The organism is Delftia lacustris (assembly GCF_040267515.1).
GTDB lineage: Bacteria > Pseudomonadota > Gammaproteobacteria > Burkholderiales > Burkholderiaceae_C > Comamonas > Comamonas tsuruhatensis.
This window is the reverse complement of the sequence record NZ_CP141273.1, coordinates 269650-294265: the sequence shown is the minus strand read 5'-3', so window position 1 is coordinate 294265 and position 24616 is coordinate 269650. Positions and strand designations below refer to the sequence as shown.

Here is a 24616-nt window from a genome sequence, read left to right as displayed (position 1 = left end):
TACCCCCAACCGAACATGGCAAACCAAGACATGAATCCATTCGCATCGATCACCCTGAAACTGTTCTCCTATCTGGCAGCTGCAGCGCTGGCGGTGGCGCTGTGGGTGGGCTGGAGATCGGGTGCTCTACCTGGAATCTTGATCAAGGCCTACGCCTGCGCCAGCATCCTGTCTTTTGTGGCCTATACGATCGATAAGGGGTCCGCTGTGGGGCGGCGTCGGCGCCTGGGGGAGCGGAGCTTGTTGCTTTTGGATGTTGCTGGAGGTTGGCCTGGCGGCGTCATCGCCCAGCAGCTCCTGCGCCACAAGACCAGCAAGATCTCCTACCAGGGATGGTTCTGGTGCGCCGTGGTGATCAACGTTTGTGCCTTGGCCACCTACTGGTGGCACATCCCTTGAGGTGGCACGGCTGCAAGCAAGGGGTGCGTGCTGCTTATCCCCTAGGCCCCTAGGCGCTCAATCTAACCGAGCTCATCGATTCCGAAGGAAGAGACCGCTCCGTAGCCCATAAACGATTCGATCTGTTCGTTTTTTGGGCTGGTTAGGCTACGGGTGGGCCAAAACGATGGGATCGGTTCGATTTCCTGCCGGCTAGCGCGCCGTGCGGCTAAAATCGATGCGAACTCATCGATTGGCTATGCAATATCCTATTCACACAACGGCGGAACTCGGCGAGGCAGTCCTTGCCGTCAGGAAGGCCCTCGGCCTGCGACAAGACGACGCAGCGAGCGCGGCGGGGGTGGGCCACGTGTTCCTCCGCGATGTAGAGCGCGGGAAGCCCACCGCGCAAATCGGGCGGATCTTGAGGGTGCTGGATGAGCTGGGGATCAAGATCTACCTAGATATCCCTGAGGAGGTATTTCAGAATTTAGACGTCGTCCACAAGATCCCGAACGCCGCATCGACTCGTTCCATTGCGCCTATGACGCCGGTTGTCAACAAGAACGTTCACCAGAAATTGATTCCAATCCCTAAATTCAAGAAGGGCTGACGGATGAACCAGCGGCAATTGGAAGTGGTGCTCAATGACCAAGTGATCGGCGACCTAAAAGAAGTCTCGGACATCTGGGGGTTCGATTACCGGAGGGAGTGGCTGGAGAATCCTAAGTCCTTTGACCTCTCCCCAGCTATCGGGAGGCTTCAACAGCAGCACCTGGACGGCTCAACGACGCGGCCGGTGCAGTGGTTTTTCGACAACCTGCTGCCGGAGGAGGGGATGCGCGCGCTTCTCTCCAAGGAGATGAACGTGCCCAAGGCAGATGCCTTTGGCCTTTTAGCCGCCCTTGGGCAAGAGTCAGCAGGTTCACTGGTGCTTAGAGTGTCGGGAGCTCAACCCTTGGCTCTGGGCAGCAAGCCACTCGCCCTCGACCAGCTGTCTGAGCGCATCCAGCGTCTGCCGCGTGCGTCCCTGAGCAGCGAGGCGCCCAAGCGCATGTCTCTGGCGGGGGCGCAGCACAAGATGGTCGTGTTCTTCGACAAGGAAACAGGGGATCTGGCCGAGCCGCTGCCTGGCAGCGCTTCGTCGCACATCCTGAAGCCCGATTCCCAGGCCGAGGCTTATCCCCATTCAGTGGTAAACGAAGCCTTCACGATGAAGCTGGCGGCACGCCTGAGGCTCCCGGTACCAGAGGTGCACATGATCTACGCGCCAGAGCCCGTCTACATCATTGATCGCTTCGACCGCTTCCGGACCGAGCACGAAGTGGAGTGGCAGCGTAAACACGTCCTCGATGCGTGCCAGCTGCTTTCCTTGTCTTCGGGCAACAAGTACAACGATGCGAATGTGGAGACCTTGCGAGAGCTGAGCGATATGTGCCGAAGCAAGGCCAGCACCAGGTTGCTGCTGTATCGCTGGCTGGTTTTCAACACTCTCGTTGGAAACTCAGATGCCCATCTGAAGAACTTGAGCTTCCTAGTCACGGGCGATGGCATAGCGCTGGCGCCTTTCTATGACCTTCTTTCCACTTCCGTGTACGTAACGCCGCTCTATGCGGATTCTCAGGCTATCTGGCCTAGGGAGCCATTGCACCCACCCATCCCGGGAGCTTCTGTTTTTGACGAGGTCTCAAAGGACAAGATGTTAGCGGCGGGAGAGGCCATCGGTATCGGAGTCCCTGCCGCGAAGCGCATCCTGGAAGAGATGGTCGGAAGACTTGAGAGCCATGCCGATGCATTGATTGAAGAATTCTTGCAGGGAAGACATGTGCATCCGGCATCACGCGCGCCGTCGGGAATGCAGCAAGGGTCCGAGGCCCAGATGCTTCGGGCAATCCGATACGTAGTAATTGCAACAATGGTTCAGAAATTGCGTTGAATTATTTGACAAATTGCAATTAATTTGGTTAAATAGTTACTAAAAATTGAATCAATAGCATATTCCTGGAGAGGGTTTCTTCTGAGTGATTCGGACAGAGAATCCATTGGGGAGCGTGGTCGGATTTTTAGCCCGAATGCTGCTGAAAGCTGGTCCTTGCTAAGTTATGAGTAAATCAATGCAGTCAAAAATACCTCTTCCGGCTCCCGATACCCAAGAGGGGCGGCATGCTGGTGTGGTGCCATCCTTTGCAATTCAGTGTTTCAGCCCGGTCATCAAATGCTCCGCTGGTGATTTCGAACGTGAGTCATTGTTAGCCTGGAACGGATCTCTCCCATCACAACTGGTTGCGAACGCAATTCGCGAAAGTCTGGTAAAGACACAAGCATGGGTTGGATCAAAGGGGTATGGCAGCGGTATATGTTGCGTGCCAACTCGCGTACGGCTCACTCCAGGTTGGCAGAAGGTCTTAGGACCTTCTGAATTTGCAAAAATGGAGGGATTCGTCAATCGTCTATCATCTGAGGACGAATTTCCTACTTTGAGCGCTTTTCAGGTGCGTTCGACGTTGAAGATCAGCATTGTTAAGACGCTTGAAATCCTGGCCAAGTTTGAGGCGCTTTATTGGAAAAATGAATCGGATAAACAAGGCGATTACGAGTTGCAAAACGTCAGCCAGGCTTGGAGATCCAGTGTCAAGTCTGTACTGCAACAGCAGTGGGTTCAATCCCTTGACGGACAAGATATACGTTTCCCGGGTTTTGTATTTGCCGCTCTTGATGATTGGGTGAAGACGTATCTCCACGAGTCTCGACTGCCTAGTATCGCTGTCGCGCAACTTAATGCATTGCTTAAGGCGGATGCAATGACTGTCGAGCAAGAAGTTTTAGCTATTGCTGAAGCAGCCTTAAAGTATATTCGTAAAGGTCCCGAGGATGAGAACAAGGCCAAAAAATGGATAGACTGGTTTGTACAAGTTACACAGGACGGGCTCTACCGTTATCCGGCAGATAAAACAAAGAGAATACTTGATCCTCAGTTGGAGGGGCGGAAGGCCTTTGATACCGTCTTGTATGAATTACACAGTCGCCGCGTAGCAACCCCTCGACTTAGCAATATTCTAGACAAAGCTAAAAGACTGGCTCCATTGTCTATTATTGAGGCGCAAAATAAATTGCGACCCCTTCTTGGCCCGAATTACTCGCTGCTCGGCGCGATGGAACTGAGTGATGCAATCGGATTGTCCATTGCATCCTCTAATTCTCAAATTGAATATGTAACTATAGCCGGACGCGAAAATAAAGATGATCGTATTGCGGTCTTGAAAGATAGCGGCGCGCCACCTTGGGTGGCAGCCGCCGCCAAGTTCCTGATAGACGAGTGCGTTCAGGTCGGCTGCACTTCTTATGCGCGCGTAGCAGGCTATTTGGCTGATGAAGCACACGTAGAAGTTACTCGTGACCAGTTATGCTCTGCTCTTCAAGCTCTTCCGGGGTTCATGGAGCTTGACGTTAAAGATGGCTGGATCTGTATAAATCACGACTCAAAGCGTAAGGTTAATTATGCTTTGCGCAAGATGTTGGCGCTTAATCCAGAAGGGATTTCCGTAAGCGAATTGATGGATGGGATTACTGTCAATTATGAGAAATACAACAAACAATATGATGGGTATCGACCTGGTTTTCCTGTCCCTATTCACGTGCTGGAGCTGTGGCTCGCTAGCAGGGATTGGCTGAAGCGCAACGAAAAAGGAGACTTTTACAGTGCTCAGACTATCAAGATTGATAGCTGCCTCACGGAAGAGGAAATTAAATTAGTAGATCTCATGGAAAATAATGGTGGTGTTGTCTTGTATTCCGAGATCGGTGATGCGGGGATAAGTCGCGGGACCATTATATATTCTGTAATCTTCAAGAGTGTAGTAAAGGGTGTCTATAGCATCCGTGGGCGAATGGTTGCAGTAAGGGCTTTGCAAAATGCTCTTACTAGGAAGCTAGGGCTTCGGAGAAGGCCTGGAAGAAGGGGCGGTCTAATTGAGGCTGGAAGCACTAATGAACTGTCACAAGGAGCTTGTGGCAGCGAGCTGAAAGCATTGAAGTCGCCAAAGCCATCGACTAAGAAGAAGCTGGCTATTAATTCGCCCGTTAGTAAGATCGAATTACCGAAGATTGCGGATGAGATTAGTCCAGGATTGCTTAAAAAATGGCTTGCTGAGAAGAGGAGTTTATTGATCAGACGCAGGGTGCGGCAGAAAAATATTCATACTGATAGGATTCAGGCGGTGGAATCTTGGGAGAGCTTCGATTTATCAAGGGAATTTAGCTTTTGCGTCGCCTTAAGTGGACAGAAGGAGAAGAATGGCACGCGGAAATTCCATATGAATATCCCAGGTTCATTCTTGTTAGATGGCTATTATGAGCACATGGTAGTGGACGGGGTTGTTCTGAAAACGTACGCATACGGGAAGACCGCTTGTGCTCGGATTTCTCTTCCAGATGTAGCCAAGTTGAATTTGCCATGGGACTCCAACATCCGGTTGACGTTCGATCCAGTAGCGCGCACCTTTGATGCTGTTGTTGAAAATGAAGGCGGGGAGAATAAAGTCAATGTGACCGATGGCTCCACGTCGGAGCACAGCGAATGATTCCACGGAAGCGTGGCAATTCAAGACAGGGTGTTGCCGTCGACAACAGTTGCGGGGGTGCTTCAGCTGACGACGGCCCAGAAACCTCGTCTGGAGGGCGAACGTTGACTGCAAAGCGCCATCATGGCCATGGACCGAAGAGGATCATGAACGGCCGCTACGACCCCAACGTCCTAGAAGGCCTCCGACGCAAGCTGGAGGCCTCAGGGCGTCAGCCGCCCCATCCGAGCTTCAAGCACATCGATTTCCACCCTTCCTGGGGGGCATGGCGCGTGCAGTTGCCAGGGATCTGCGGGTCAGGCATTACCTTCTTCGGCTTCGGGGACTACGGAGGGCCAGAGGCCGCTTTGATTGAGGCCCAGTTTCATCGCGACGAGGCGTATGCCAAGCAGGGGCTTGACCCCTACATGCGAGTGCGGGACCGCTACACCAAGCAGCAGCGTGGGGCCCTTCTGAGCATCCAAGAAATCACCGACCCTCGAAGGAACAATGCCCAGTACGTCGTGGGCAGCTGGATGGTTACGGTAGGTGGCAAAGCTCGCCAAGTCAAAGTGAGGCGGGTGTTCGGTCGTTTGCGCACCAGGGAAGAGGCTTGGGAGATTGTGGAGTCGGCCGTTAGGGACGGCATGGCCGCCGAGGCGGATCGTCAGCGTCTGGAGCACGAGCAGCCAACCCAGTGAGCCTGGCCCTGCACGGGGGGCCGGCATGCGTGGATGCGCTCTGCAATGTGAGTGAGGCCCGTCCAGCTGGATCGGGGGTGCCTGGGTAAGCACATCGCGCCGGCGCCGTTGTCGGAGCTGGCGCTGGACCGGCACGAAACTACAGCGGAATGCCTTCGGTTGTAGGCGGCGCGGGCGAGGTTGGGAAAAGTCCGTGGCGCAGCCATGAAAAATGTCCGCTGTCAAGTCTTTGATGCAGACAGGCAGTGGCGCGAAAGGTCTTACGGAGCAACAAGTTAGGCCAGATTTCGGCCATCGAGTGCTCTTGCTGCTTTTCTCGCTAGGTGCCGCATAGGCGCTTCGCGGTAGCAAGCCCAGGGGCGGCGCAGCGGGCAAGGTCGCACTGTCATCATAGCCGCGGCTTGTCGCAAGCAGCCTCTCAAAGCGAAAGCGCAGCCGGTAGGCTGCGCTTTCATCGTGGGTGACAGCGGATGCGTCCGCATCGTCAGGACTGTTTCGGTGGCGCGGCCCTGGGCGCCGCTCCTTTCCTGAATCCTCGGTCGCCGGCGATGAACGCCTCCAGCATGTGCGGGATCAACTTCTCTGCATCGACGGCCTCGCCATACGCCTGCGCGTGCAGGGCGGCGTAGCGGTCGAGGTCTGCCTTCAGGTTGACCGGGCAGGCGAAGGTCAGCTTGAGGTTCTCAGTCTTGGGCAGCGGCCCAAGCCGCAGCTTCTTGGTCGCGTTCATTGCGAAGCTCCCCGATTGAAGAACAGAGGCTGGTACGGCCGCAGCACCAGATCCCGGTTGACGATAATCCGCACCGGCAGGCCCGGTCGCTCGGTCAGCGTCGGCTGGATGTTCATGTTGCGCCGGGTGATTTCCTGGCCGACCTGGTTGATGCTGTCCTGGGCGCTGTCACGGCCAGCGATGACGATGCGGTTGCCGTCCTGGCGGTTCTCCGGCGCGGCCAGTTCTGCGCCGACGCCCAGCAGCGTCGTCAGCACCGCACCGGCAAAGATGCGGTTCCAGTGCCAGTCCACGTCGTCCTCCAAGCCCGCGTAGCCGGCCGGGTCGGTGCCCACTAGGTTGTCGAGCGTCAGCGAGGACGTGTCGGGCAAGATGATCCGGTTCCACACCACTTGCACGCGGCTCTGCCCGTAGCTGACCTGACTGTTGTAGCGCCCGAGGATGCGCGACCCCTGTGGGATCAGCAGGAACTTGCCGGTGGCCGTGTCATAGACCGGCTCCGTCACAGTGCCGATCACGTCGCCCGGCAAGTCCGACTTGATGCCTGTCACCAGCGCGCCGGCGATCACCGTTCCGGCCATCACTTGATAAGGGGACGCGGGCAGCGCCAGATTGCCGGAATTGCGGGTTTCCGTAGAGCCGGCTTTCAGGAACGCCTCCTTCTGGTCTTGCCGGTTCTGCACGGCGTTCGGGTCGGCAGGCTGCGCCGCCACCGACGCCGGCCCGGCAGCGAGCGGGTCGAAGGCCGCGAGCGCGCTTGCACCGCCAGGCACACCCGGCGCTGCCTGCGCCACCGTGGTGGCGGCTTGGCCTTGGCCGCCCGAGCGGAAGAACACCGACGAAGCCGCAGCGGCTTCCGCCTCCTTACGCAAGGCATCGTTGGGATCGTGGCCGGGGGCCGCGTAGGCGGCCACGGCCGGCTGCTGCGAGTTCACGATGGCAGGGCCGAGGTCGCCCGGCAGCGGAGGCCCCAACTCGGGCACTTGCGGCGGCAGCTTCGAGTAGTCGGCCGGCAGGCCGTCCAGCCCCTCGGATTTCGAGACGCGATCGACGTTGTAAAGCTCGGTTTGCTCGTCGGCGCTGCGCCGCTGCGGTTGCAACGACCAGATCGTGGCGCCGAGCACGGCAACCGACAGACTGCCGACGAGGATAGCCAGCGTGCGTCGGTTCAGGCGCGTGACCGGGCGCGGCTGGGCGCGCAGCACCACCGCCTCGGGCGCGACCTTGCCCGCCTGCGGCGTGGCGAGGTCGGGGGTGTCGTCCTGGCTCATGGTCAATTCCTCCGTGCCACGCCATCCGTGCGCTCGATCCGCACCACGTCGCCCTTGTCGCCACCCAGGCGCAGCTCTGCCGCGCCAAAGAGGCGATCCACGATGTAGTACGGCGAGCGGAAGCGGTAGTTCACCAGTTGCCCGTCGCCTTCCGGCCCTATTACGAACAGCGGCGGCAGTTCGCCTTGCGCGATGCCGGCGGGGAACTGGATATAGACCTTCTGCCCGTCGTCGAAGGCGCGCAACGGCTTCCACGACGGACTACTGCCGCTGATCGCGTAGCGGAAGCGCAGGTTCTCCAGCGCCAGCCCGGTATCGACCGGCGCGGCGGCGCTGGCCGCCTGCGCCTGACGCTGCAAGGCCAGCATTCGGTCGCGCGGGTACTCCCAGGACACCGATGCCATCCACGTCTTTTCCGTCGAGGACAGCTCCAGCAGGTACGTCCTGCGGCTGGTGGTGATGACGAGATTGGTCTTGAGGCCAGAGCGGATGGGTTTAACCAGCACGTTCACGCGCAAGTCGGCGCCGTTACCGCTGGACGTGTCGCCCACGATCCAGCGCACGGTATCGCCGGCGGCCACCGTCACCAGTTCCTCGCCCGGTTGCAAGGCAATCACGGTCACGCGGCCCACGGCCGCATAGACTTGGTAGAGCGCGCCATCGGTGAAGGGCCACACCTGAATCGCGTTGACATAGCCCTCGCGCGTGGGCGCGACGCGGGCCTCGGCATTGGCGCGCGAGACGCGCACCTTCTCGTCTGCCGGTTCCGGCGCGGGTTTGGCATCTTCCGCCTCGGGCACGGGCTTCAACTGGGCTGGCATCGGCAGCACCTCGGGCACGGCCACCACCTCCACCGGCGCGGGCGGCTCTGGCAGCGGCTGGGCCTGCACCGGCTCATCGAGCGAGATCACAGGCGGCGGCTTGCCTTGCGTGGCGCAGCCCGCGAACAAGACCGTCGAGGCCAGCAGGATCACCGGCAAAGCGGTTTTACGGAAAAGATCATTCATGGCTTGGCTCCTTCGGAAGAATCCAGTTCGCGGCTCCACGACAGGCCGTTGACGTAGATGCCCAGGGGGTTCTTGCGCAGGCGTTCTTCGGTGCGCGGCGGCTGAAGCACGATGGACACCACTGCCGTCCACCGCTCCAAGCCCGCCGCGGCGCCGTTGACGTAGCGGCGTTCCGTCCAGCGAACGTTGAAAGACGTGTCGCTGGCGCGCACGACGCTGGTGATCTGCACCGTCACCGACTCCTTGCCGATGCGCGCGAACGGGTCGTTGACCCGTGCGTAGTCGTTGAGCACGGCCGCGCCCTTGTCGGTCGTGTAGTCGTAGGCGTCGAGCCAGTTCTGCCGCACCACGATGGGGTCGATGGACAGCGAGCGCACCAGCGTCACGAAGCGCGCGATGTGGTACGCGGTCTGCGCATCGTTGGGCCGGTACGGCGTGGCGGCTTCGCCCACGGCGCGCACTTGGCCCGCGTTGTCCACCTCTACGACGTAGGGCGTCACGAAGGACTGCGCCGAGCGCCACACCAGGCCGCCGGCCATCAACAGCGCGAGCGTGAGGCAGCCGAAGGCCATCAGCCGCCAGTTCTTCGCCTGCACGCGCGGCGTTCCGATACGGTCGTCCCACACCTGGCCGGCAGCTTGGTACGGCGTGGCAGGCTGCGGCGTGTCGGCGTAGCGCACCTGCGGTTTCTTGAATCGCATGGTCGGTTCTCCTTATGAATCGGAATCGCGCAGGCTCGGCCCCTGGCCGGAGCCGCCGCCATCGCCACCGCGCAGCGCGTGGGCGGTGGTGGTCGCGGCATGGGTGAGTTGCTGGCGACGATGCAGGCGCTTGGCCCAAGCGGGCTGTTCCTGCGTCTGCGCAGTAGCGGCGCCGGATGCGGCCTCGCCTGCGGCGCCCTGACCGGATGCCGCGCCCGCGCCGCCATCGGCGGCAGCGCCATTCCAGCCAGCGCGGAAGGGAGCGGCCATGCGTTGCCCGGCAGCGGAGGCGCGGGATGCAGCCGCGCGTCCGGTGGACTGCGCGCCGGTCTTGGCGACGTTGCCTAGGCCCGCCATCGCGCCCTTTGCGCCGCCGCCAGCGGCGGCGGAACCGGCCTGGAACGCCGACTTCGCACTGCTGGCCGCCGACGTGGCGGCGCGCGCACCGCTACCGGCCAGCTTGGCGGCAGCCGGGGCCATGCGCGCGCCAGCAGCCACGGCGCCACCCACGCCCGTCGCGGCGGCGCCGATGGCGACGGCCGTGCCGGCAGCGCCGACAGCAGCACCGGCCATTGCGCCAGCGCCGAGCTGCGGCGCACCGGACACGAGGCCCGTGGCGATGCCGGGGCCGAAGATCCCGAGCGCCAGCAAGGTGAGCGAGGCCAGCATGATGACCAGCGCGTGGTCGATAGACGGCTCGGCGGGATGGACTTGGAACTGAGCGAACAAGCCCGAGCCGATACCGACGATCACGGCCAGCACCAGAACCTTGACGCCGGAGGCCACCACGTTGCCCAAGACCTTTTCGGCGAGGAACGCGGTCTTGTTCCAGAGCGCGAATGGCACCAGCACGAATCCGGCGAGCGTGGTCAGCTTGAACTCGATCAGCGTGATGAACAGTTGGATCGCCAGCACGAAGAAGCACAAGACCACGACCAGCCACGCGAGGAACATCACCACGATGGGGTCGAGGTTCACGAACACTTCGGGAAAGCCCGCCATCTCGCCGATCTGCTCCAGAATCGGCGCCCCGGCGTCGATGCCGGTTTTCGCCAACCGGCCCGGCTGCAGGAAGTTTTCCATCGTGATGGCCGAGCCGGTGGCGGTGATGCCCAATCCCGCAAACGAGCGGAACACGATGCTGGCCAGCCAGTTGAAGTTATTGATGATGTAGGCGAAGGCACCGACGTAGAGCACCTTGCGCAGCAGCTTGGCGATCACGTCCTCGCCCTGGCCGGTGGCATGGCTCATGGCCCAATACAGGCCGGCGATCGTCATGTCGATGACGATCAGCGTGGCCGTGAGGAACGCCACTTCGCCCCGCAGCAGCCCGAAACCCGAGTCGATATAAGCGGCAAAGGTGTTGAGAAATTGGTCGATGATGGTCACGTCATTCATGGCGTGTCCTCCGGTTCGGCGGGAACGGCCGGCGCCATGCCATCGGCCGGTTCATCGAAGCTCGGCGGGATCGGCGGCAGGTCGGCCAAGGTCTGGTATTCATCCGGCCCAGCCTGGCCGGAGAAGAAGCGCCGCCGGAAGGCTTCGGCGGCGGCGCGGCAAGCGTCCTCGCCCGCGGCCTGCCGGTCTGCCGCGCATTGCGCGCGCAATGCCTTCAGCCGCACGGGATCGGCGGCCAGAGCATCGGCAAGGTTGTCGGCCGGCTGCTTGCCGCAAGCGGCCAGCAGCACGACAAGCACCACAACAGACGGGGCGAGGACGCATCGCATGGCGGCCTCCCGTCAGTTGCCGTAGAAGTTCACTGACTGGGGCGTGTACGGCGTGCCTTCGCCCAGGAAACGCCGCCGCACTTCGCGGGCGCGCTCCGTGGCTGCCGCCTGCCGCGCCAGCTCCAGCGACGCCGCCCGGTCTTGCGTGATCTGGAGCCGCTGCGATTGGATCGACTGCTTGGCCTGCAAGGCCAGCAACTGATTCATGGCCTGCATCGCCTGCAACGCACCTTCGGCCGACTGGCTCTTGCCAACGAGATCGGCCAGCACGCTTTCGTCTTCGCCCAGGTTCTGCGACACCTGGGCCTGCATCTGCATAGTGGTCTGCAAGCCGTTGAGCGTGTTCCGCCAACGCTCCTGCGCGTCGCGGTACATCTGGTCGCCGCTGACGGTGGCGGCGTACTGCTCGGGATAAAGGCGCGCGAACTCCCGATCGAGGTTCGTCACGTCGTAGGCCAAGCCGCGCGCCTGGGCGATCAGCCGCTCGGTCGTCGCCAGATTGGCGCGCAACTGGTTCACCACGCTGGACGGCAGGCTGGCGAGGTTGCGCGCCTGGTTCATCAGCATCTGCGCTTCGTTCTGGAGCTGCTGGATCTGGTTGTTGATCTGCTCCAGCGTGCGGATCGCGGTCAGCGTGTTCTGCACGAGGTTCGTGGGATCGACCACGACCCATTGCGCATGGGCGGTGGCGGTGCAAAGCATGGCCGCGATGGCGGCGGCGACAAGACGCTTTTTCATGGCAGGTTCTCCAGAGGTTGGTCAGCGAGGGAACCCGGCGCGAGGCCGGGGAACGAGGGCAGCAGGTCGGCCGCCCAATCGAGGCCGCGATGGCGCAGCCAGGCGCCCGCGAAGCCGGGTGCGCCGGCGTCCAGCAGCAGGCGGTCTATGTCGCGCTGGTCTTGCGGCGTGGACGCGCCCGCGAAGGCCAGCGCCGCCGGCCCCAGGTCGAGGTCGAACAGGCGGTTGCCGAGACGGGATTGGTAGTAGTAGTCGCGCTTGGGCTGCGCGGTGGCGACGATTTCGATCTGCCGCCTGTTGAGGCCGAAGCCCTGGTAGATCGTGCGAATCTGCGGCTCGGTCGCCTGCGGGTTCGGCAAGAAGATGCGGATGGCGCAGCTCTCGATGATCGCGGACGCGATGCTGGAGTTCTGGATGTCCGCCAGCGACTGCGTGGCGAAGATGACGCTCACGTTTCGTTTGCGCAGCGTCTTGAGCCACTGGCGGATGCGCGCGGCGAACATCGGGTCGTCCAGGAACAGCCAGGACTCATCGAGAATCAGCAGGGTCGGTGCGCCGTCGAAACGCTCATCGAAGCGCGCGAACAGATAGCCCAGAACCGACCGCACGGCGGCCGGGCTGGCCATCAATTCCTCCATCTCGAAACACTGCACGTCGGCCGTACCCAGCCGGTCGTGGTCGGCGTCCAGCAGCTTGCCGTGCGCGCCACCGAGCACGTAGGGCGCGAGTGCCTGGCGCAGCGCGTTCGATTGCAGCAGCACCGACAGGCCGGTCATCGTGCGCTGCTCCAGCGGCGCACCGACAAGGCTGCCCAGCGCCGACCAGATGGCCGCCTTCTCGTCGGGTCCGACCGCCACGCCTTCATGCAGCAGCCGGCCTTCCACCCACTCGGCCGCCCAGGTGCGATAGCCATCGCGCTCGATGCGCGCGAGCGGCTGGAACGCGATGCCGCCATCGACACCCAGGTCGTAGTGCTCGCCGCCCAGCCCGAGGATCGTGGCGCGCATCGAGCGCCCCATGTCGAATGCGAAGATGCGCGAACGCGGATAGCGGCGAAACTGCATCGCCAACACGGCTAGAAATGCGGATTTGCCCATGCCGGTCGGGCCGACCACGGCCATGTGCCCCACGTCGCCGATGTGCGTAACAAATCGGAATGGCGTGGCGCCATCGGTGCGGGTGACGATGGCCGGCGGGCCGTCGAGGTGTTCGTTCTTCTCTGGGCCAGCCCATACCGCCGACAGCGGCATCATGTGCGCCAGGTTCAGCGTCGAGACGATGGGCTGGCGCACGTTCGCGTATGCATTGCCGGGAAGGGACGACAGCCAGGCATCCACGGCGTTGAGGGTTTCGGGAATGGTGACGAAGCCCCGGCCCTGGATGACGCGCTCCACCATGCGCAGCTTCTCGTCGGCTACGGCCGGGTCGGCATCGAGCACCGTCACCGTGGCGGTGAGGTAGCCGAAGGCGACTTGATCGCTGCCCAGTTCCTGCAAGGCGGCATCGGCGTCAGCCGCCTTGTTGCTGGCGTCGGTATCGACCAGCGGGCTTTCCTGCTGGAAGATCGTTTCGCGCAGCAGCGCGACGACGTTCTTGCGCTTGGCGAACCACTGGCGACGAAGGCGGGAAAGTTCTTTTTCCGCCTCGGCTTTGTCCAGGCAGAGAAAGCGCGTACTCCAGCGGTACGCAAAACCGAGGCGGTTGAGGTCGTCCAGAATCCCCGGCCAGGTCGAGGTCGGGAAGCCCCGCACCGACACCACGCGCAGGTGCTGGTCGCCAAGCATGGGCGCCAGGCCGCCGACCAGTGCGGAGTCGGTCAGCAGCGCGTCGATGTGGAACGGCACTTCGGGCACGCCGACGCGATAGCGCCGCGTCGAGATGGTGGCGTGCAGGTAGGTCAGTGTCTGGCCGTCATCGAGCCAGGCGATTTCCGGCATCACGCCATCGAGCAGGTCAAAGACGCGATCCGTTTCCGCGACGAAGGCTTGCAGCCGCTCGCGCCAGTCCACGCCGTCGGTGGGCCGGTTCTCGTACAGCATCCCCGCCGCACGGGCGCGCGATTCCTCGGGCGGCAGGTACACCAGCGTCAGGTGATAGCCGCTCTCGAAGTGGTTGCCTGATTCCTCGAAGGTGGCGCGGCGTTCCTCGTCCACCAGCCACGACAGCGGCTCGGGAAACTCCGAGTGCGGATAGTCGGCAGCGGGCCGGCGCTCGGCCTCGATGAACAGCGCCCAGCCCGACCCCATGCGACGCAGCGCGTTGTTCAACCGCGCCGACGTGGCGATCAGCTCGCCTTGCGTCGCGCTGTCGAGGTCAGGCCCACGAAACCGGGCCGTGCGCTGGAAACTGCCGTCCTTGTTCAAGACGATGCCCGGCGCGACCAACCCGGCCCAGGGCAGCCAGTCGGCGAGCAGCGCCGGGCGCTGGCGGTATTCGGCGAGGTTCAGCATCGCGGCGTCCTCCCCTCACACGTCCAGCAGCGGGCGATGCTTGATGTGTCGCGCAAAGACCTGCATGAACTGCGGATCGACGCGTGCTCCCCACACCGCCAGCGAATGGCCGACGATCCAGAGCACGGCACCGGGAATCCAGAGTTGCAGGCCCAGCCCCACAGCGGCAGCCAGCGTGCCGTTGGCAATCGCCACGGTGCGCGGCGCACCGCCCAGCAAGATCGGCTCGGTGAGCGAGCGGTGCAAAGGCACCTCGAACCCGGCCGCGAAGGTATCCGGGGCGCTCATACGACAGCCCCGCCGGAGAAGCTGAAGAACGACAGGAAGAAGCTCGAAGCCGCGAATGCGATGGTCAGACCGAACACGATCTGGATCAGCTTGCGGAAGCCGCCCGACGTGTCGCCGAAGGCGAGCGCGAGGCCGGTGGCGATGATGATGATGACCGCGACGATGCGCGCCACCGGCCCCTGGATGGATTCAAGGATGGATTGCAGCGGGCCTTCCCACGGCATCGAGGAACCGGCGGCCTGCGCGGTTCCGGCCAGGAACAGCAGCAGCGCGGCCAGCAGCAGCCCTTGCGCCGCAGGGCGGGCCAGACTGCGCAACCGCGCGAAGCCGGACAGCTCGGCCAGGTGGGAAGGCGGATTTACGGAAACACGGAAAGCATGGGCGTGTGTCATGGCAGTTCTCCAAGAGAGTCAGGGGACAGGGATGTCGCCGCAGCAGGTGCGGCATTGGGGATCGGCAGCAGCTCGGGGAACGGCGTTTCCAGGGCATCCGCCAGTTGGTAGCCCACGCCGTCGAAGCCGACGACGCGGGCAATGCTCTCGATGCGGCGCTTGCGCCCGCGCCCGGCGATGTGGATCACCACGTTGACCGCCTCGGCGATCAGCGCACGCGGCGGGTTCACCGCCACTTCGAGAATCAGTTGCTCCAGGCGCAGCAGCGCGCCGAGCGCGGAGCCGGCATGGATCGTGGCGATGCCGCCGGGGTGGCCCGTGCCCCACACCTTGATGAGATCCAGTGCCTCGGCGCCGCGCACCTCGCCGACGACGACACGATCCGGGCGCAGGCGCATGGACGAACGCACCAGCTCCGTCATGGACACCACGCCTGCGCGCGTGCGCAGCGGTACGTGGTCGCGAGCCGCGCATTGCAGCTCCACCGTGTCTTCGAGCACCAGCACGCGGTCGCCCGTGGCGGCGATCTCCGCGAGCAAGGCATTGGCGAGCGTGGTCTTGCCGCTGCTGGTGGCGCCGGCGATCAAGACGTTCTGCCGCTCGCGCACCGCGCGAACGAGAAAGCCCGCCTGGGCGCTGGTCATCATGCCGTCGATGACGTATCGCTCCAGCGGGATCACGCCGATGGCGCGCTTGCGCAACGCGAAGGCCGGCCCCGGTGAGGCGGGCGGCAAGATGCCCTCGAAGCGTTCGCCCGTTTCGGGCAACTCGGCCGACAGCAGTGGTTGGCCGCGATGCACCTCCGCGCCGACGTGGGCGGCCACGAGGCGGATGATTCGCTCGCCGTCCGCTTCGGACAGCTCCACGCCCATCGGCGCGCGGCCCGACGACAGCCGATCTACCCAAAGGGTGCGATCGGGGTTGAGCATGATTTCCACCACGTCCGGGTCTTCGAGCGCGGTGGCGATCAGCGGCCCCATCGCTGTGCGCAGCATCTGGATGCGACGGTCGAGCGACGTGGCGCTCATGGACTGCGGAGCGGCGCTCATGACGCACGCTCCTGCGCTTGCGCGGCTGCCGCCGCGTCCTCCATCCGCATCGGGTCGGGATGCAGTTCTTCCACCACGTCGCGCACCAGGCTGCGCCCGCGCAGCAGGTGGCGGCCCAACTGTTCAACGAACTGCTCGAAGCGCGCCTTGCCCTGGGCGCGGGCGGCCTCTTGGTGAGCCTCGGGGACTGGTGTGCTGACCGTGAGGTAGTAGCGGATGAACAGCGCCAGCGTCTCGATCTGGATGTTCTGGTCGCGCTCCAGGCGCTCGGCTTGGCGCGACAGGCGATCAAGGCGCTTGGCGACTGCCGCCTCGCGCTGGTCTGCTGCGTCCGGCGACAACCAGGACGCCAAAGCAGCGGCTACGATGCTGGACTTGGATACGCCTTTCTTGGCGGCCAGCTCGTCCAGGCGCTTGGCGTGCTCCGGCTGGATGAACAGGTTGAGGCGGTAGTGGCTCATAGCTCGATTCCGTCGTTGGGGTCGAGGGAAGCCAGCCGGGCCGTGCGCTGCATGGCCGGATCAAGCTGGCGAGGAAGGGGAAGCGGCAGGTCGTCGTCGTCATCGAGCAGCGCGAGGTCGGCCGCAGGCGCGGCCAGGTCGGGGTCATAGGCGACGGTTTCCGAGAGTTCGGGCTGACGGCGTGGGCCGCCGTCGTCGGTCGATGCGCCGAAGCCTTCGGCGGTATCGGTCACAGGCGCGGCTGGCACGACCGGAATCGCCAACCCGCTCCAGTCGTCGGGGCGCAGCGGCGGCGCGTCGGCGTACTGCCCATCCGCCAGCGTGGGCGGCGGCAGCACGCGCTGCTTGAAATTGCTGTCCGCGTAGTAGCGCAGCTTCCTGGCCTTGATCGGCGCCACGCTGGACACCATCACTACTGCCTCGTCGGGCGGAAGCTGCATCACCTCGCCGGGCGTCAGCAGCGGGCGCGCTGTTTCTTGGCGCGACACCATCAGATGCCCGAGCCACGGCGCGAGCCGGTGGCCAGCGTAGTTGCGCTGCGCGCGCAACTCGGTGGCCGTACCCAGCGTCTCGGAAATGCGCTTGGCGGTGCGTTCGTCGTTCGTCGCAAACGTCACGCGGACGTGGCAGTTATCGAGGATGGAATGGTTCTGCCCATACGCCTTGTCGATCTGGTTGAGCGACTGCGCGATGAGGAAGCTGCGGATGCCGTAGCCGGCCATGAAGGCCAGCGCCGTCTCGAAGAAATCCAGGCGCCCCAGCGCCGGGAACTCATCGAGCATCAGCAGCAGCTTGTGGCGGCGCGCGATGCCATCGGAGCCATCGAGCGATTCGGTAAGGCGTCGCCCGATCTGGTTGAGGATCAGGCGGATAAGCGGCTTCGTCCGCGAAATGTCCGAAGGCGGCACCACCAGATACAGCGACACCGGATGCCCGGCCGCGATCAGGTCTGCGATGCGCCAGTCGCAGCGCGATGTGACTTCGGCCACGGTCGGATCGCGGTACAGGCCGAGGAACGACATGGCCGTGGACAGCACGCCCGAGCGTTCGTTGTCGCTCTTGTTGAGGACTTCACGCGCCGCCGATGCGACGACCGGATGCGGCCCATCGCCGAGGTGCGGCGTGGTCATCATCCGGTGCAAGGTCAGCTCGAACGGGCTGGCCGGGTCGGACAGAAAGTTGGCGACGCCGCGCAGCGTCTTGTCTTCGCCCGCGTAGAGGACATGCAGGATGGCCCCGACCAGCAGCGCGTGCGAGGTCTTTTCCCAATGGTTGCGCTTCTCCAGCGCGCCTTCGGGATCGACCAGAATGTCCGCGATGTTCTGCACGTCGCGCACTTCATGCGCGCCGCGCCGAACCTCCAGCAGCGGGTTGTAGGCCGCTGACTTCGCATCGGTCGGGTTGAACAGCAGGCAATGCGAGAAGCGCGAGCGCCAGCCGGCGGTGATCTGCCAGTTTTCGCCCTTGATGTCGTGGATGACGGCCGACGCGGGCCAGGACAGCAGCGTCGGCACCACCAGACCGACACCTTTGCCCGAGCGCGTGGGCGCGAAGGTCAGGACGTGTTCCGGGCCTTCGTGGCGCAGGTACTGGCGGCCGTGCTGGCCGAGGAAAACGCCGGCCGGTTGCGTCAGGCCCGCCTTGTGAATGTCATCCGCGTTCGCCCAGCGGGCCGAGCCGTAAGTCGTGACCAGGCGCGACTGCCGCGATCGCCAGATCGACATGCCGATGGCGACGACCACCGCCAATAACCCACTGCCGCCCGCGATGGCGCCGCCGGTATCGAACACGCGCGGCGCGTAAGCATCGAAAACGAACCACCACTCAAACAACTTCCACGGGTGGTAGATCGGCGTGCCAAGAAAATCGAACCAGGGCGAGCCAAGGCGTACTTGATAGCCAAGGGCGGCTGCTGTCCATTGTGTGGCGCCCCACACGCCGGCGATCAAGATGCCGAATACCACGGCAATCTGACCGAACAGCACGTTCGTCCCTTGCATGACCTGGCCTCCGATTTCTCCTGCGCTGATTCCTCATGGAAGAAGCGGCACAAGGGCGTGCCGCAGGCGTCAGGATCGGTGCCGGGTCAGTGCCGGTCAAAGACCGTTTAGAGCAGAAAGGTCGAGGAAAAAGAAAGAATGAGTGCGGTGGCGAGCCAAAGAAAAACGCCGCAAGCGCGGGCGCATTGCGGCGTGTCGAGAAAAAAGTGAAGGCGAATCGGCGAACGGCCAACAATCAGAACTTTGGCGACTCTTTCGGCGGTGTGTAGGGCGTTTCTCCGTCGCCATAGAACCGTTTGCGCGTGGCTTCTGCTACCCGGTTGCACAGCACGTCGCCCAGCTTGGAGCGGTCGGTCTTGCATTGCTGGCGCAGTTCCTTGAGCCGGTCGGGGTTGGCCGCCAGTTCTTCCACCGTCGGAATGCTTGCCTCCGAATCGGCAGCTTTCTGAGGTGCCTCTGATTGGCCGCAAGCGGCCAAGGTAGTCACCAGCAAGAACGGAATGATCTTCTTCATGGCATCAATTCCTCCGGGGGATCAGGGTTGCGGCCTCGTATGGGCCTGGGAGTTTCCGGCAGTTCGATGGCCTGTACGCGCTCAATGAACCGTGTCAGTTCGTCGGACGGATCACCGTCAAGACGAAGCAAGTAGGTCGTAAGCGGCGGAACGCGCGACGCCAGCGGCCGGGCCACGACACCTAGCTCACGGCTGGTGGCAATGTGTGCAGCGCCCGCCAACCCGAGCGCGAAGCCGGCCGATACCAGTGCCATCATCAGATCGCACGTGGCAACTCGTTCTGCGATGAGCGGCTCCATGTCAGCACGACGCAGCACTCGTTCAACGTGCTTGGCATGGCCTTCACACACTTGCGGATCGCACAGGACCAGCGGATAGCGCAGCAACTCGTCCAAGGGAATGCGCTTGTGGGCCAGCAGCGGATGGCGGGCGGGAACCGCCACCATGAGCGCATCGCTCCAAGCGGGCACGGCGACGATGCCATCGCCTACTTCGTCGGATTGGGCAAACCCCACGTCGTACAGATCATCATGAAGCCCTTTGATCTGCTGTGATAACGGCACCTCGAAGAAGCGAATTTCGACCTCGGGTTCTTCCTGACGACACAACGCCAGTAAGGCCGGCAAGCGCGACGGCGTGATGCCATCCGACATGGCCACACGTAATTGCCCATGAAAGCCATTAGCCGCCGCTTTCACGCTGTCACGCGCTTGTTCCAGGGCAGCGAACACACGACGCACATGCTCCAAGAACAATGTTCCGGCATGGGTTAGCCGCGTGCTGCGCGTGGTACGGGCAAACAGCGCCACGCCGAGTTCTTCTTCCAGTTCCTTGATGGCCCGCGACAGCGGCGATTGTTCAATATGCAGCTTCTCCGCTGCGCGAGCGAAGCGGAGTTCTTCGGCCACGGCCAGAAAGTATCGAAGGTGACGAAGCTCCATAGTGATTCATATCCCGTGTCGCGCAGAGAAGCCGAATCAATCTTTTCCTTGGATGTCGCTTGATCCTGCCTTGAAATCCTTCACGAATTGATATAGCTGCGGCAGGAACGAAGACAGAAGCGGGTCATCCTTGTTTGCCAAGATGGCTCCACCAAATAACTTCAACCCAACTCCAAAAGCAGCGGCTTCCGCCTGGCTACTGAAATCACCTCTGCTGCGAATCCACGTCACGACAGAGATGATGTCGTCATGATTTCCAACCTCAAACTGTAGAGGCTTGCGATCGGTGGGAACGCCATGTGAATCAGTCAATTGCTCCAGAGTTACGCGATAACGGTATTGCCTCATTTGCATGGGTCCTCACGTTGGGCTAATGACGCTATTCACCGATGCGGATCTTCGGCGTCACGGACATGCCGACGCGCAGGTTTGCAGCGTCAAGCTGGTCGGGGTCGATGCGAATGCGCACAGGCAGGCGCTGGACGATCTTGGTGAAGTTGCCCGTGGCGTTGTGTGGCGCGACAGCCGAATAGCTGACGCCACTGGCCGGCCCCAGGCTTTCCACGGTTCCCTTCAGTACGGCACCCGGCAAGGCGTCCACCTTGATGTCCACCGATTGTCCGGCCCGTACACGCGCCAACTGCGTCTCGCGGAAGTTGGCCGTGATATAGAGGGCATCGAGTGGAATCACCGCCAGCAACGGCTTGCCAGCATTCACGAATGCGCCGACACGTACCGACTTCTGGCCGATCATGCCGTTGATGGGCGCGGTGATTTGGGTATAGGAAAGCTTCAACTCCGCAGCCGCCTGTGCGGCCTGCGCTTGAGAAAGCGCAGCCTTGGCCTTTTCAAGATCGGCTTTCAGGATGTCCGTTTGCTGCCGCGCCGCTTGCAGGCCCGCGCGGTTCTTGTCCCGGCTGGCCAGCCGAATGGCCAACTGCGCTTCGGCCTGTTGTTGTGCCTGGATCGAACCAGATCCATCGGCTGCCAAGTTGCGATAGCGTTTTTGGTTGGCCTCTGCCAGTTTGAGTTCGGCATCGTCCACCGCAACGGCTGCCTGCGCTTGGCGGATCGCGGTTTCTTGCTGCGCCACACGCGCGGCAAGCCCCGCGACGCTGGCCTCGGCGGCGGCGACTTGTGCCTTTGCCGCATCCACCGCAACGATGAAATCCCGGTCGTCGATGGCTGCGAGCAAATCCCCTGCCTTCACTGGCTGGTTTTCTTCGACCAGTACCTTGCCGATCACTCCCGACACCTGGGGCGCGACGAGGGTGAAATCAGCCTGTACATAGGCGTCGTCCGTGGATTGGGTCGATGCGCTGGACTCGGGACGATTCAGATAAATGACACAGCCCGCTGCGACTGCGAGCAGCAGCACGGCACTGGTGATCTTGGCTTTCTTCGGCATTGCCATGGTGAAACTATCCTTGGGACGACGACGGTGTGGAATGAGAAGCGGGGGCCTGCAAGTCGGGCGCGGGAATGTAGGTCAGCCGCAGTACGAAGGGAACCATCACCAGCGCCAGAACGCCCAGCACGCGATAGGCATCCGCGACCGACAGCACCAGCGCCTGCTGGCCGATGATTCCCATCAGTTGAGCGGGCTCCGGAGCAAGCGGGACGGAGTTGCCTACCAACGCAGCGTGGTCCAGCAGCATTTCCGCGTGGAACCGCTGTCTCACGGTCACGAGTTGCCCAACCACCGCGCCCCCGAGTACCGACCCCAGGGCGCGCAGCGTGTTGATGTTCCCCGACACATACGGGCCTTCGCTGGGATGTACGACGCTGGTACACAGGAACAGCATCGAGACGACAGCCATGGGCTGGCCAAAGGCTTGCAGCGTCTGCGTCATAACGAACTGGTCGCGGTTCCAATCGGAAGTCAATTGCGCACCAAAGAAGCACGCCAGGGCGATCAGCAGCAGGCCGCCCGCGAACACGAATCGGGCATCGACCCATTTCCGGTACAGGAACAGCGCCACCACGGAACCCAGGACCAGTTGAGGCAGCGCGACGATGAGCCCGATTGGTGCCATCTGAAGCGGTCGGTAGCTTTGGAGCGGCCCGAGATAGGTCATCGGCAACATCACGCCAGAGGTCAGCACGACCAGAAGGCAGATGAACAAGGTGAAGCCCAACGCCAGGTTGCGGCGGCTGAGCATCTGCAATTTGATGAACGGCGCCGGGTGATACCACTCCGTCAGCAGATAGGCCGCCAGCAGCGTCAGCCCGGCCACCAATGAGACGACGATGAGGGGGGAGTTGAACCAGTCCAGCCGCACGCCCTGATCCAGGGCGACGGTAATCAGGGCAAATGCCGGCATGCCGAAAGCCATGCCCGGCCAGTTGGCCTGCGGGAAGCGGTCTGTCTGGATCGGGTCTTTCGGCAGGCCCCATCCGATCAACAAGGCGGCAATGGCCGCGAGCGGAAGGATTTGCCAGTACACCCAGCGCCAATCGAACAGGCCATCCGTCCATTGCCCCGCCAGCCAGATCGAGAGGTTGGGGGCGAAGGTGGCCGTCAGTGCATACAGCGCCAGTCCGTGCAGCCGTATGTGGGGTGGCAGGAACTTCAACGCCGCCATCATCAGCACGGGAATCATCGTGCCGCTGGCGATGCCTTGCAGGAAGCGCATGGCCAGCAGCAGATCGAGGTCATGGATGAAGGGAATGCACACCGCCAGCAAGGTGCATGCGCCGATCATCCACAGCTCGAAGCGGCGCACTGAGAGCGTGATGGCGAACCATGCCGCAAACGGCATGGCGATCACTTCGCCGGCGCTATAGACGGTCGTGAGCCAGGAGGCGTCGTCCAGGCCGAAGCCCAGCGCGCCACGCACGTCCGCCAGCGCCAACGCGCCCACGCGGTTGTTCAGTCCGGCCATCATGGCCGCGATGAGGATGCCGACCAGCCCGGCGATCGCCCGCTTCGGCGGGGCTGCCGCAGCAGCGGGTGCGGGTGGCGCCGCTGTCGGCTGCAACGCTGCGGCACTCATTGGCCGGCCTTTGATGGCGAGGTGGCAGACGACGCAGTGGTCGTCAGGGGCGCATCGCCGCCGGCCTGCCGGTCGGATGTGAGTGCGTCAGGGTCCCAGCCACCGCCCAGCGACTTGTAGAGATTGACCAGGGTGAGCGCGGCGTTGGTGGCGCTGGCATTGAGGCTGGTCTGGCTGGCAAGGACGCCACGCTGCGCGGCCAGGACATTCAGGTAGTCGGCAGCGCCTTCCTGATAGCCGCGCTCGGCAGCATGCAGCGCCTGCTTGTTCTGTTCATACGAAACCAGCAATTCGGCATGTCGGTGCTGCTGGGCTGCCCAGGCGTCCAGGGCGTTGTCCACTTCATGCCAGGCTTGCAGCACCGTCTGCCGATAGGCAATGGCGGCTGTTCTTTGCCGTGCCTCGTTCAGCGCCAGGCGCTGCTTCAAACGACCGCCCTGAAAGATCGGGAGATAGACTGTCGGGCCAACGGAGAAGAACCGGGAATCCCAACTGTCGAGGTCGTTGAACTCGAAGGCCTCGACGCCGACTCTTCCCCGCAAGCCGATCCGCGGGTAGAAATCGGCCTTGGCGACGCCGATGGCCGCCGTCGCGGCATGGAGCTGGGCTTCGGCGCGCTGTATGTCCGGCCGCCTGTGCGCCAATTCGGAGGGCAGGCCCACCGGCACATTGGAAGGAAGCGAAGGCAAGGGCATCGCCTCAAGCAACTGCGCATCGAGGGCGCGCGGCTCCTCCCCCTGCAGCAGTGCCAAGGCGTTCATCAGCGTGTTGCGGCGCTGGACCAGTTCTGGCACCAGCGCCTCCACCGTTGCCAGTTGCGCGCGCGCCGAAGCGGTTTCAAAGCGCGTGGCGACACCGTTGCGCTCACGGCTTTCGGCAAGGCGCAGGGTGCGATCGGCGACCTCCAGGTTCTGCCGGGTGATGTCCAGTTGCGCCTGCGTTCCTCGCAATTGGAGGTAGGTGCGGGCCACTTCGGCGGACAAGGCCACCCGTGCCGCCTCGCGCTCATACACAGTGGCCTCGAAGGCGGCTGCGGCGCCTTCGCGCGATCGCCGCGCGCGGCCCCACAGATCGAGTTCCCAACTGGCGTCGAATCCCAACTGCCAGAAATCGCTCGCGCTCGTCGGTGCACCCAACGCGGCAAACTTGCCGTGCTCGCTGAGGGCCTCGCGGGAATAGCCTGCCGATGCGCCCACGCTGGGCAGCAGCAGCGAGGAAGCAATCCCCAACTGCGCCCGGCTTTGCTCAATGCGCTCGGAAGCGATCTGCAGGTTCAGGTTGCCCGCCTGCGCACGGGCTTGCAGATCCGCTAACACGTCATCGTTGAACAGCGTCCACCATGACGATGGGAAGTTCGCAGCGGATGTTTCCTGAGCCTGCGCGTAATCCGCCCTGGGCGACAGTTGAACGGCTGCAAGCCTGTCGTCGGGTTTCACGAAGTCAGGACCCACCGCACAGCCGACCAGTGAGATCGTGCAGAGCGCCGTGCCTGCTTGTCGCAGCAGTTGTGAGAGCAGCGGTTGTGACGTCATGAAGGTTTATCCAATGCGCGAATAGTACCGAACCGCTCGGTGTGATTTACGATAAAAGTTAAGCCGACGGCTCACAAGAAACCTGCTTAGGTGCAGATGCCTGTGAGACGAATGGTTAGGTTGATGCGTACCGAGCGGTTTGGTACTATATAGAATCCTGGCCACCGTGTCAAAACTTCCG

Annotated in this window: 24 protein-coding genes; 5 read left to right on the top strand and 19 right to left on the bottom strand. The window is 62.7% G+C overall.

The features are described 5' to 3' along the window. The first annotated feature begins 30 nt into the window (after positions 1-30). The 5 genes from U6958_RS01440 (at position 31) to U6958_RS01420 (ending at position 5638) form a co-directional block, all read left to right on the top strand. A complete protein-coding gene (locus tag U6958_RS01440) occupies positions 31-399 on the top strand; it encodes a DUF1294 domain-containing protein (RefSeq protein ID WP_082138136.1) in 369 nt (122 codons plus the stop codon). A 238-nt stretch (positions 400-637) separates the two neighbouring features. Beyond that, positions 638-991, top strand: a complete 354-nt coding sequence (locus tag U6958_RS01435; protein ID WP_065345180.1) for a helix-turn-helix domain-containing protein — start codon at positions 638-640, stop codon at positions 989-991. 3 nt (positions 992-994) lie between these two features. Beyond that, positions 995-2314 carry a HipA domain-containing protein gene (locus tag U6958_RS01430; protein WP_047219295.1) on the top strand — a complete coding sequence of 440 codons (1320 nt, stop codon included), beginning with the start codon at positions 995-997 and terminating at the stop codon, positions 2312-2314. A 178-nt stretch (positions 2315-2492) separates the two neighbouring features. After that, positions 2493-4958: a hypothetical protein gene (locus U6958_RS01425; RefSeq protein WP_143044563.1), complete on the top strand. Its 2466-nt coding sequence runs from the start codon at positions 2493-2495 to the stop codon at positions 4956-4958. A gap of 146 nt (positions 4959-5104) precedes the next feature. Beyond that, positions 5105-5638 (top strand): hypothetical protein, encoded by a 534-nt coding sequence (locus tag U6958_RS01420; RefSeq protein WP_047219294.1) that lies wholly within the window; start codon positions 5105-5107, stop codon positions 5636-5638. A 484-nt stretch (positions 5639-6122) separates the two neighbouring features. On the opposite strand, the gene U6958_RS01415 is transcribed toward U6958_RS01420, so the two are convergent. From U6958_RS01415 to U6958_RS01325, 19 genes are all read right to left on the bottom strand, one after another. Further along, on the bottom strand, positions 6123-6368 hold the full coding sequence (locus tag U6958_RS01415) for a DUF2274 domain-containing protein (RefSeq protein ID WP_035481286.1): 246 nt from the start codon (positions 6366-6368) through the stop codon (positions 6123-6125). Then, complete coding sequence (locus tag U6958_RS01410) at positions 6365-7639, bottom strand: TrbI/VirB10 family protein (RefSeq protein ID WP_035481284.1); 1275 nt, start codon at positions 7637-7639, stop codon at positions 6365-6367. Before U6958_RS01410 ends, U6958_RS01415 begins: the two co-directional genes overlap by 4 nt. A gap of 2 nt (positions 7640-7641) precedes the next feature. Continuing rightward, the gene (trbG, locus tag U6958_RS01405) at positions 7642-8646 is read right to left on the bottom strand and encodes a P-type conjugative transfer protein TrbG (RefSeq protein ID WP_035481282.1); all 1005 of its coding nucleotides are present in this window, start codon (positions 8644-8646) and stop codon (positions 7642-7644) included. Next, positions 8643-9347: a conjugal transfer protein TrbF gene (gene trbF, locus U6958_RS01400; protein ID WP_035481280.1), complete on the bottom strand. Its 705-nt coding sequence runs from the start codon at positions 9345-9347 to the stop codon at positions 8643-8645. The genes trbG and trbF overlap by 4 nt, the downstream gene beginning before the upstream one ends. A gap of 12 nt (positions 9348-9359) precedes the next feature. Further along, complete coding sequence (gene trbL / locus U6958_RS01395; RefSeq protein WP_024162190.1) at positions 9360-10745, bottom strand: P-type conjugative transfer protein TrbL; 1386 nt, start codon at positions 10743-10745, stop codon at positions 9360-9362. Further along, positions 10742-11074: a hypothetical protein gene (locus tag U6958_RS01390; RefSeq protein ID WP_035481276.1), complete on the bottom strand. Its 333-nt coding sequence runs from the start codon at positions 11072-11074 to the stop codon at positions 10742-10744. Before U6958_RS01390 ends, trbL begins: the two co-directional genes overlap by 4 nt. Before the next feature lie 12 nt (positions 11075-11086). Next, entirely contained in the window at positions 11087-11812 is a 726-nt protein-coding gene (gene trbJ, locus U6958_RS01385; protein ID WP_035481274.1) for a P-type conjugative transfer protein TrbJ, read from the bottom strand. After that, a complete protein-coding gene (gene trbE / locus U6958_RS01380) occupies positions 11809-14262 on the bottom strand; it encodes a conjugal transfer protein TrbE (protein WP_035481272.1) in 2454 nt (817 codons plus the stop codon). The genes trbJ and trbE overlap by 4 nt, the downstream gene beginning before the upstream one ends. A 15-nt stretch (positions 14263-14277) precedes the next feature. Continuing rightward, complete coding sequence (locus U6958_RS01375; protein WP_035481271.1) at positions 14278-14550, bottom strand: VirB3 family type IV secretion system protein; 273 nt, start codon at positions 14548-14550, stop codon at positions 14278-14280. After that, positions 14547-14942: a TrbC/VirB2 family protein gene (locus U6958_RS01370; RefSeq protein ID WP_035481269.1), complete on the bottom strand. Its 396-nt coding sequence runs from the start codon at positions 14940-14942 to the stop codon at positions 14547-14549. Before U6958_RS01370 ends, U6958_RS01375 begins: the two co-directional genes overlap by 4 nt. Then, on the bottom strand, positions 14939-15991 hold the full coding sequence (gene trbB / locus U6958_RS01365) for a P-type conjugative transfer ATPase TrbB (protein ID WP_035481267.1): 1053 nt from the start codon (positions 15989-15991) through the stop codon (positions 14939-14941). The genes U6958_RS01370 and trbB overlap by 4 nt, the downstream gene beginning before the upstream one ends. Further along, positions 15988-16452, bottom strand: a complete 465-nt coding sequence (locus tag U6958_RS01360) for a ribbon-helix-helix protein, CopG family (protein WP_035481266.1) — start codon at positions 16450-16452, stop codon at positions 15988-15990. The genes trbB and U6958_RS01360 overlap by 4 nt, the downstream gene beginning before the upstream one ends. Then, the gene (locus U6958_RS01355; RefSeq protein WP_035481265.1) at positions 16449-18452 is read right to left on the bottom strand and encodes a conjugal transfer protein TraG; all 2004 of its coding nucleotides are present in this window, start codon (positions 18450-18452) and stop codon (positions 16449-16451) included. The genes U6958_RS01360 and U6958_RS01355 overlap by 4 nt, the downstream gene beginning before the upstream one ends. A gap of 235 nt (positions 18453-18687) precedes the next feature. After that, positions 18688-18966 (bottom strand): EexN family lipoprotein, encoded by a 279-nt coding sequence (locus U6958_RS01350; RefSeq protein ID WP_011806066.1) that lies wholly within the window; start codon positions 18964-18966, stop codon positions 18688-18690. After that, positions 18963-19907: a LysR family transcriptional regulator gene (locus U6958_RS01345; protein ID WP_052814403.1), complete on the bottom strand. Its 945-nt coding sequence runs from the start codon at positions 19905-19907 to the stop codon at positions 18963-18965. The genes U6958_RS01350 and U6958_RS01345 overlap by 4 nt, the downstream gene beginning before the upstream one ends. A 36-nt stretch (positions 19908-19943) precedes the next feature. Further along, entirely contained in the window at positions 19944-20255 is a 312-nt protein-coding gene (locus tag U6958_RS01340; RefSeq protein WP_035481292.1) for a DUF3861 domain-containing protein, read from the bottom strand. Positions 20256-20286: 31 nt separating this feature from the next. Then, positions 20287-21321 carry an HlyD family secretion protein gene (locus U6958_RS01335; protein WP_011806069.1) on the bottom strand — a complete coding sequence of 345 codons (1035 nt, stop codon included), beginning with the start codon at positions 21319-21321 and terminating at the stop codon, positions 20287-20289. Positions 21322-21328: 7 nt separating this feature from the next. Then, positions 21329-22903, bottom strand: a complete 1575-nt coding sequence (locus tag U6958_RS01330; RefSeq protein WP_074921862.1) for an MFS transporter — start codon at positions 22901-22903, stop codon at positions 21329-21331. Next, positions 22900-24435, bottom strand: coding sequence for an efflux transporter outer membrane subunit (locus tag U6958_RS01325; RefSeq protein ID WP_005304555.1), 1536 nt, complete (start codon positions 24433-24435; stop codon positions 22900-22902). Before U6958_RS01325 ends, U6958_RS01330 begins: the two co-directional genes overlap by 4 nt. Positions 24436-24616: the final 181 nt, after the last annotated feature.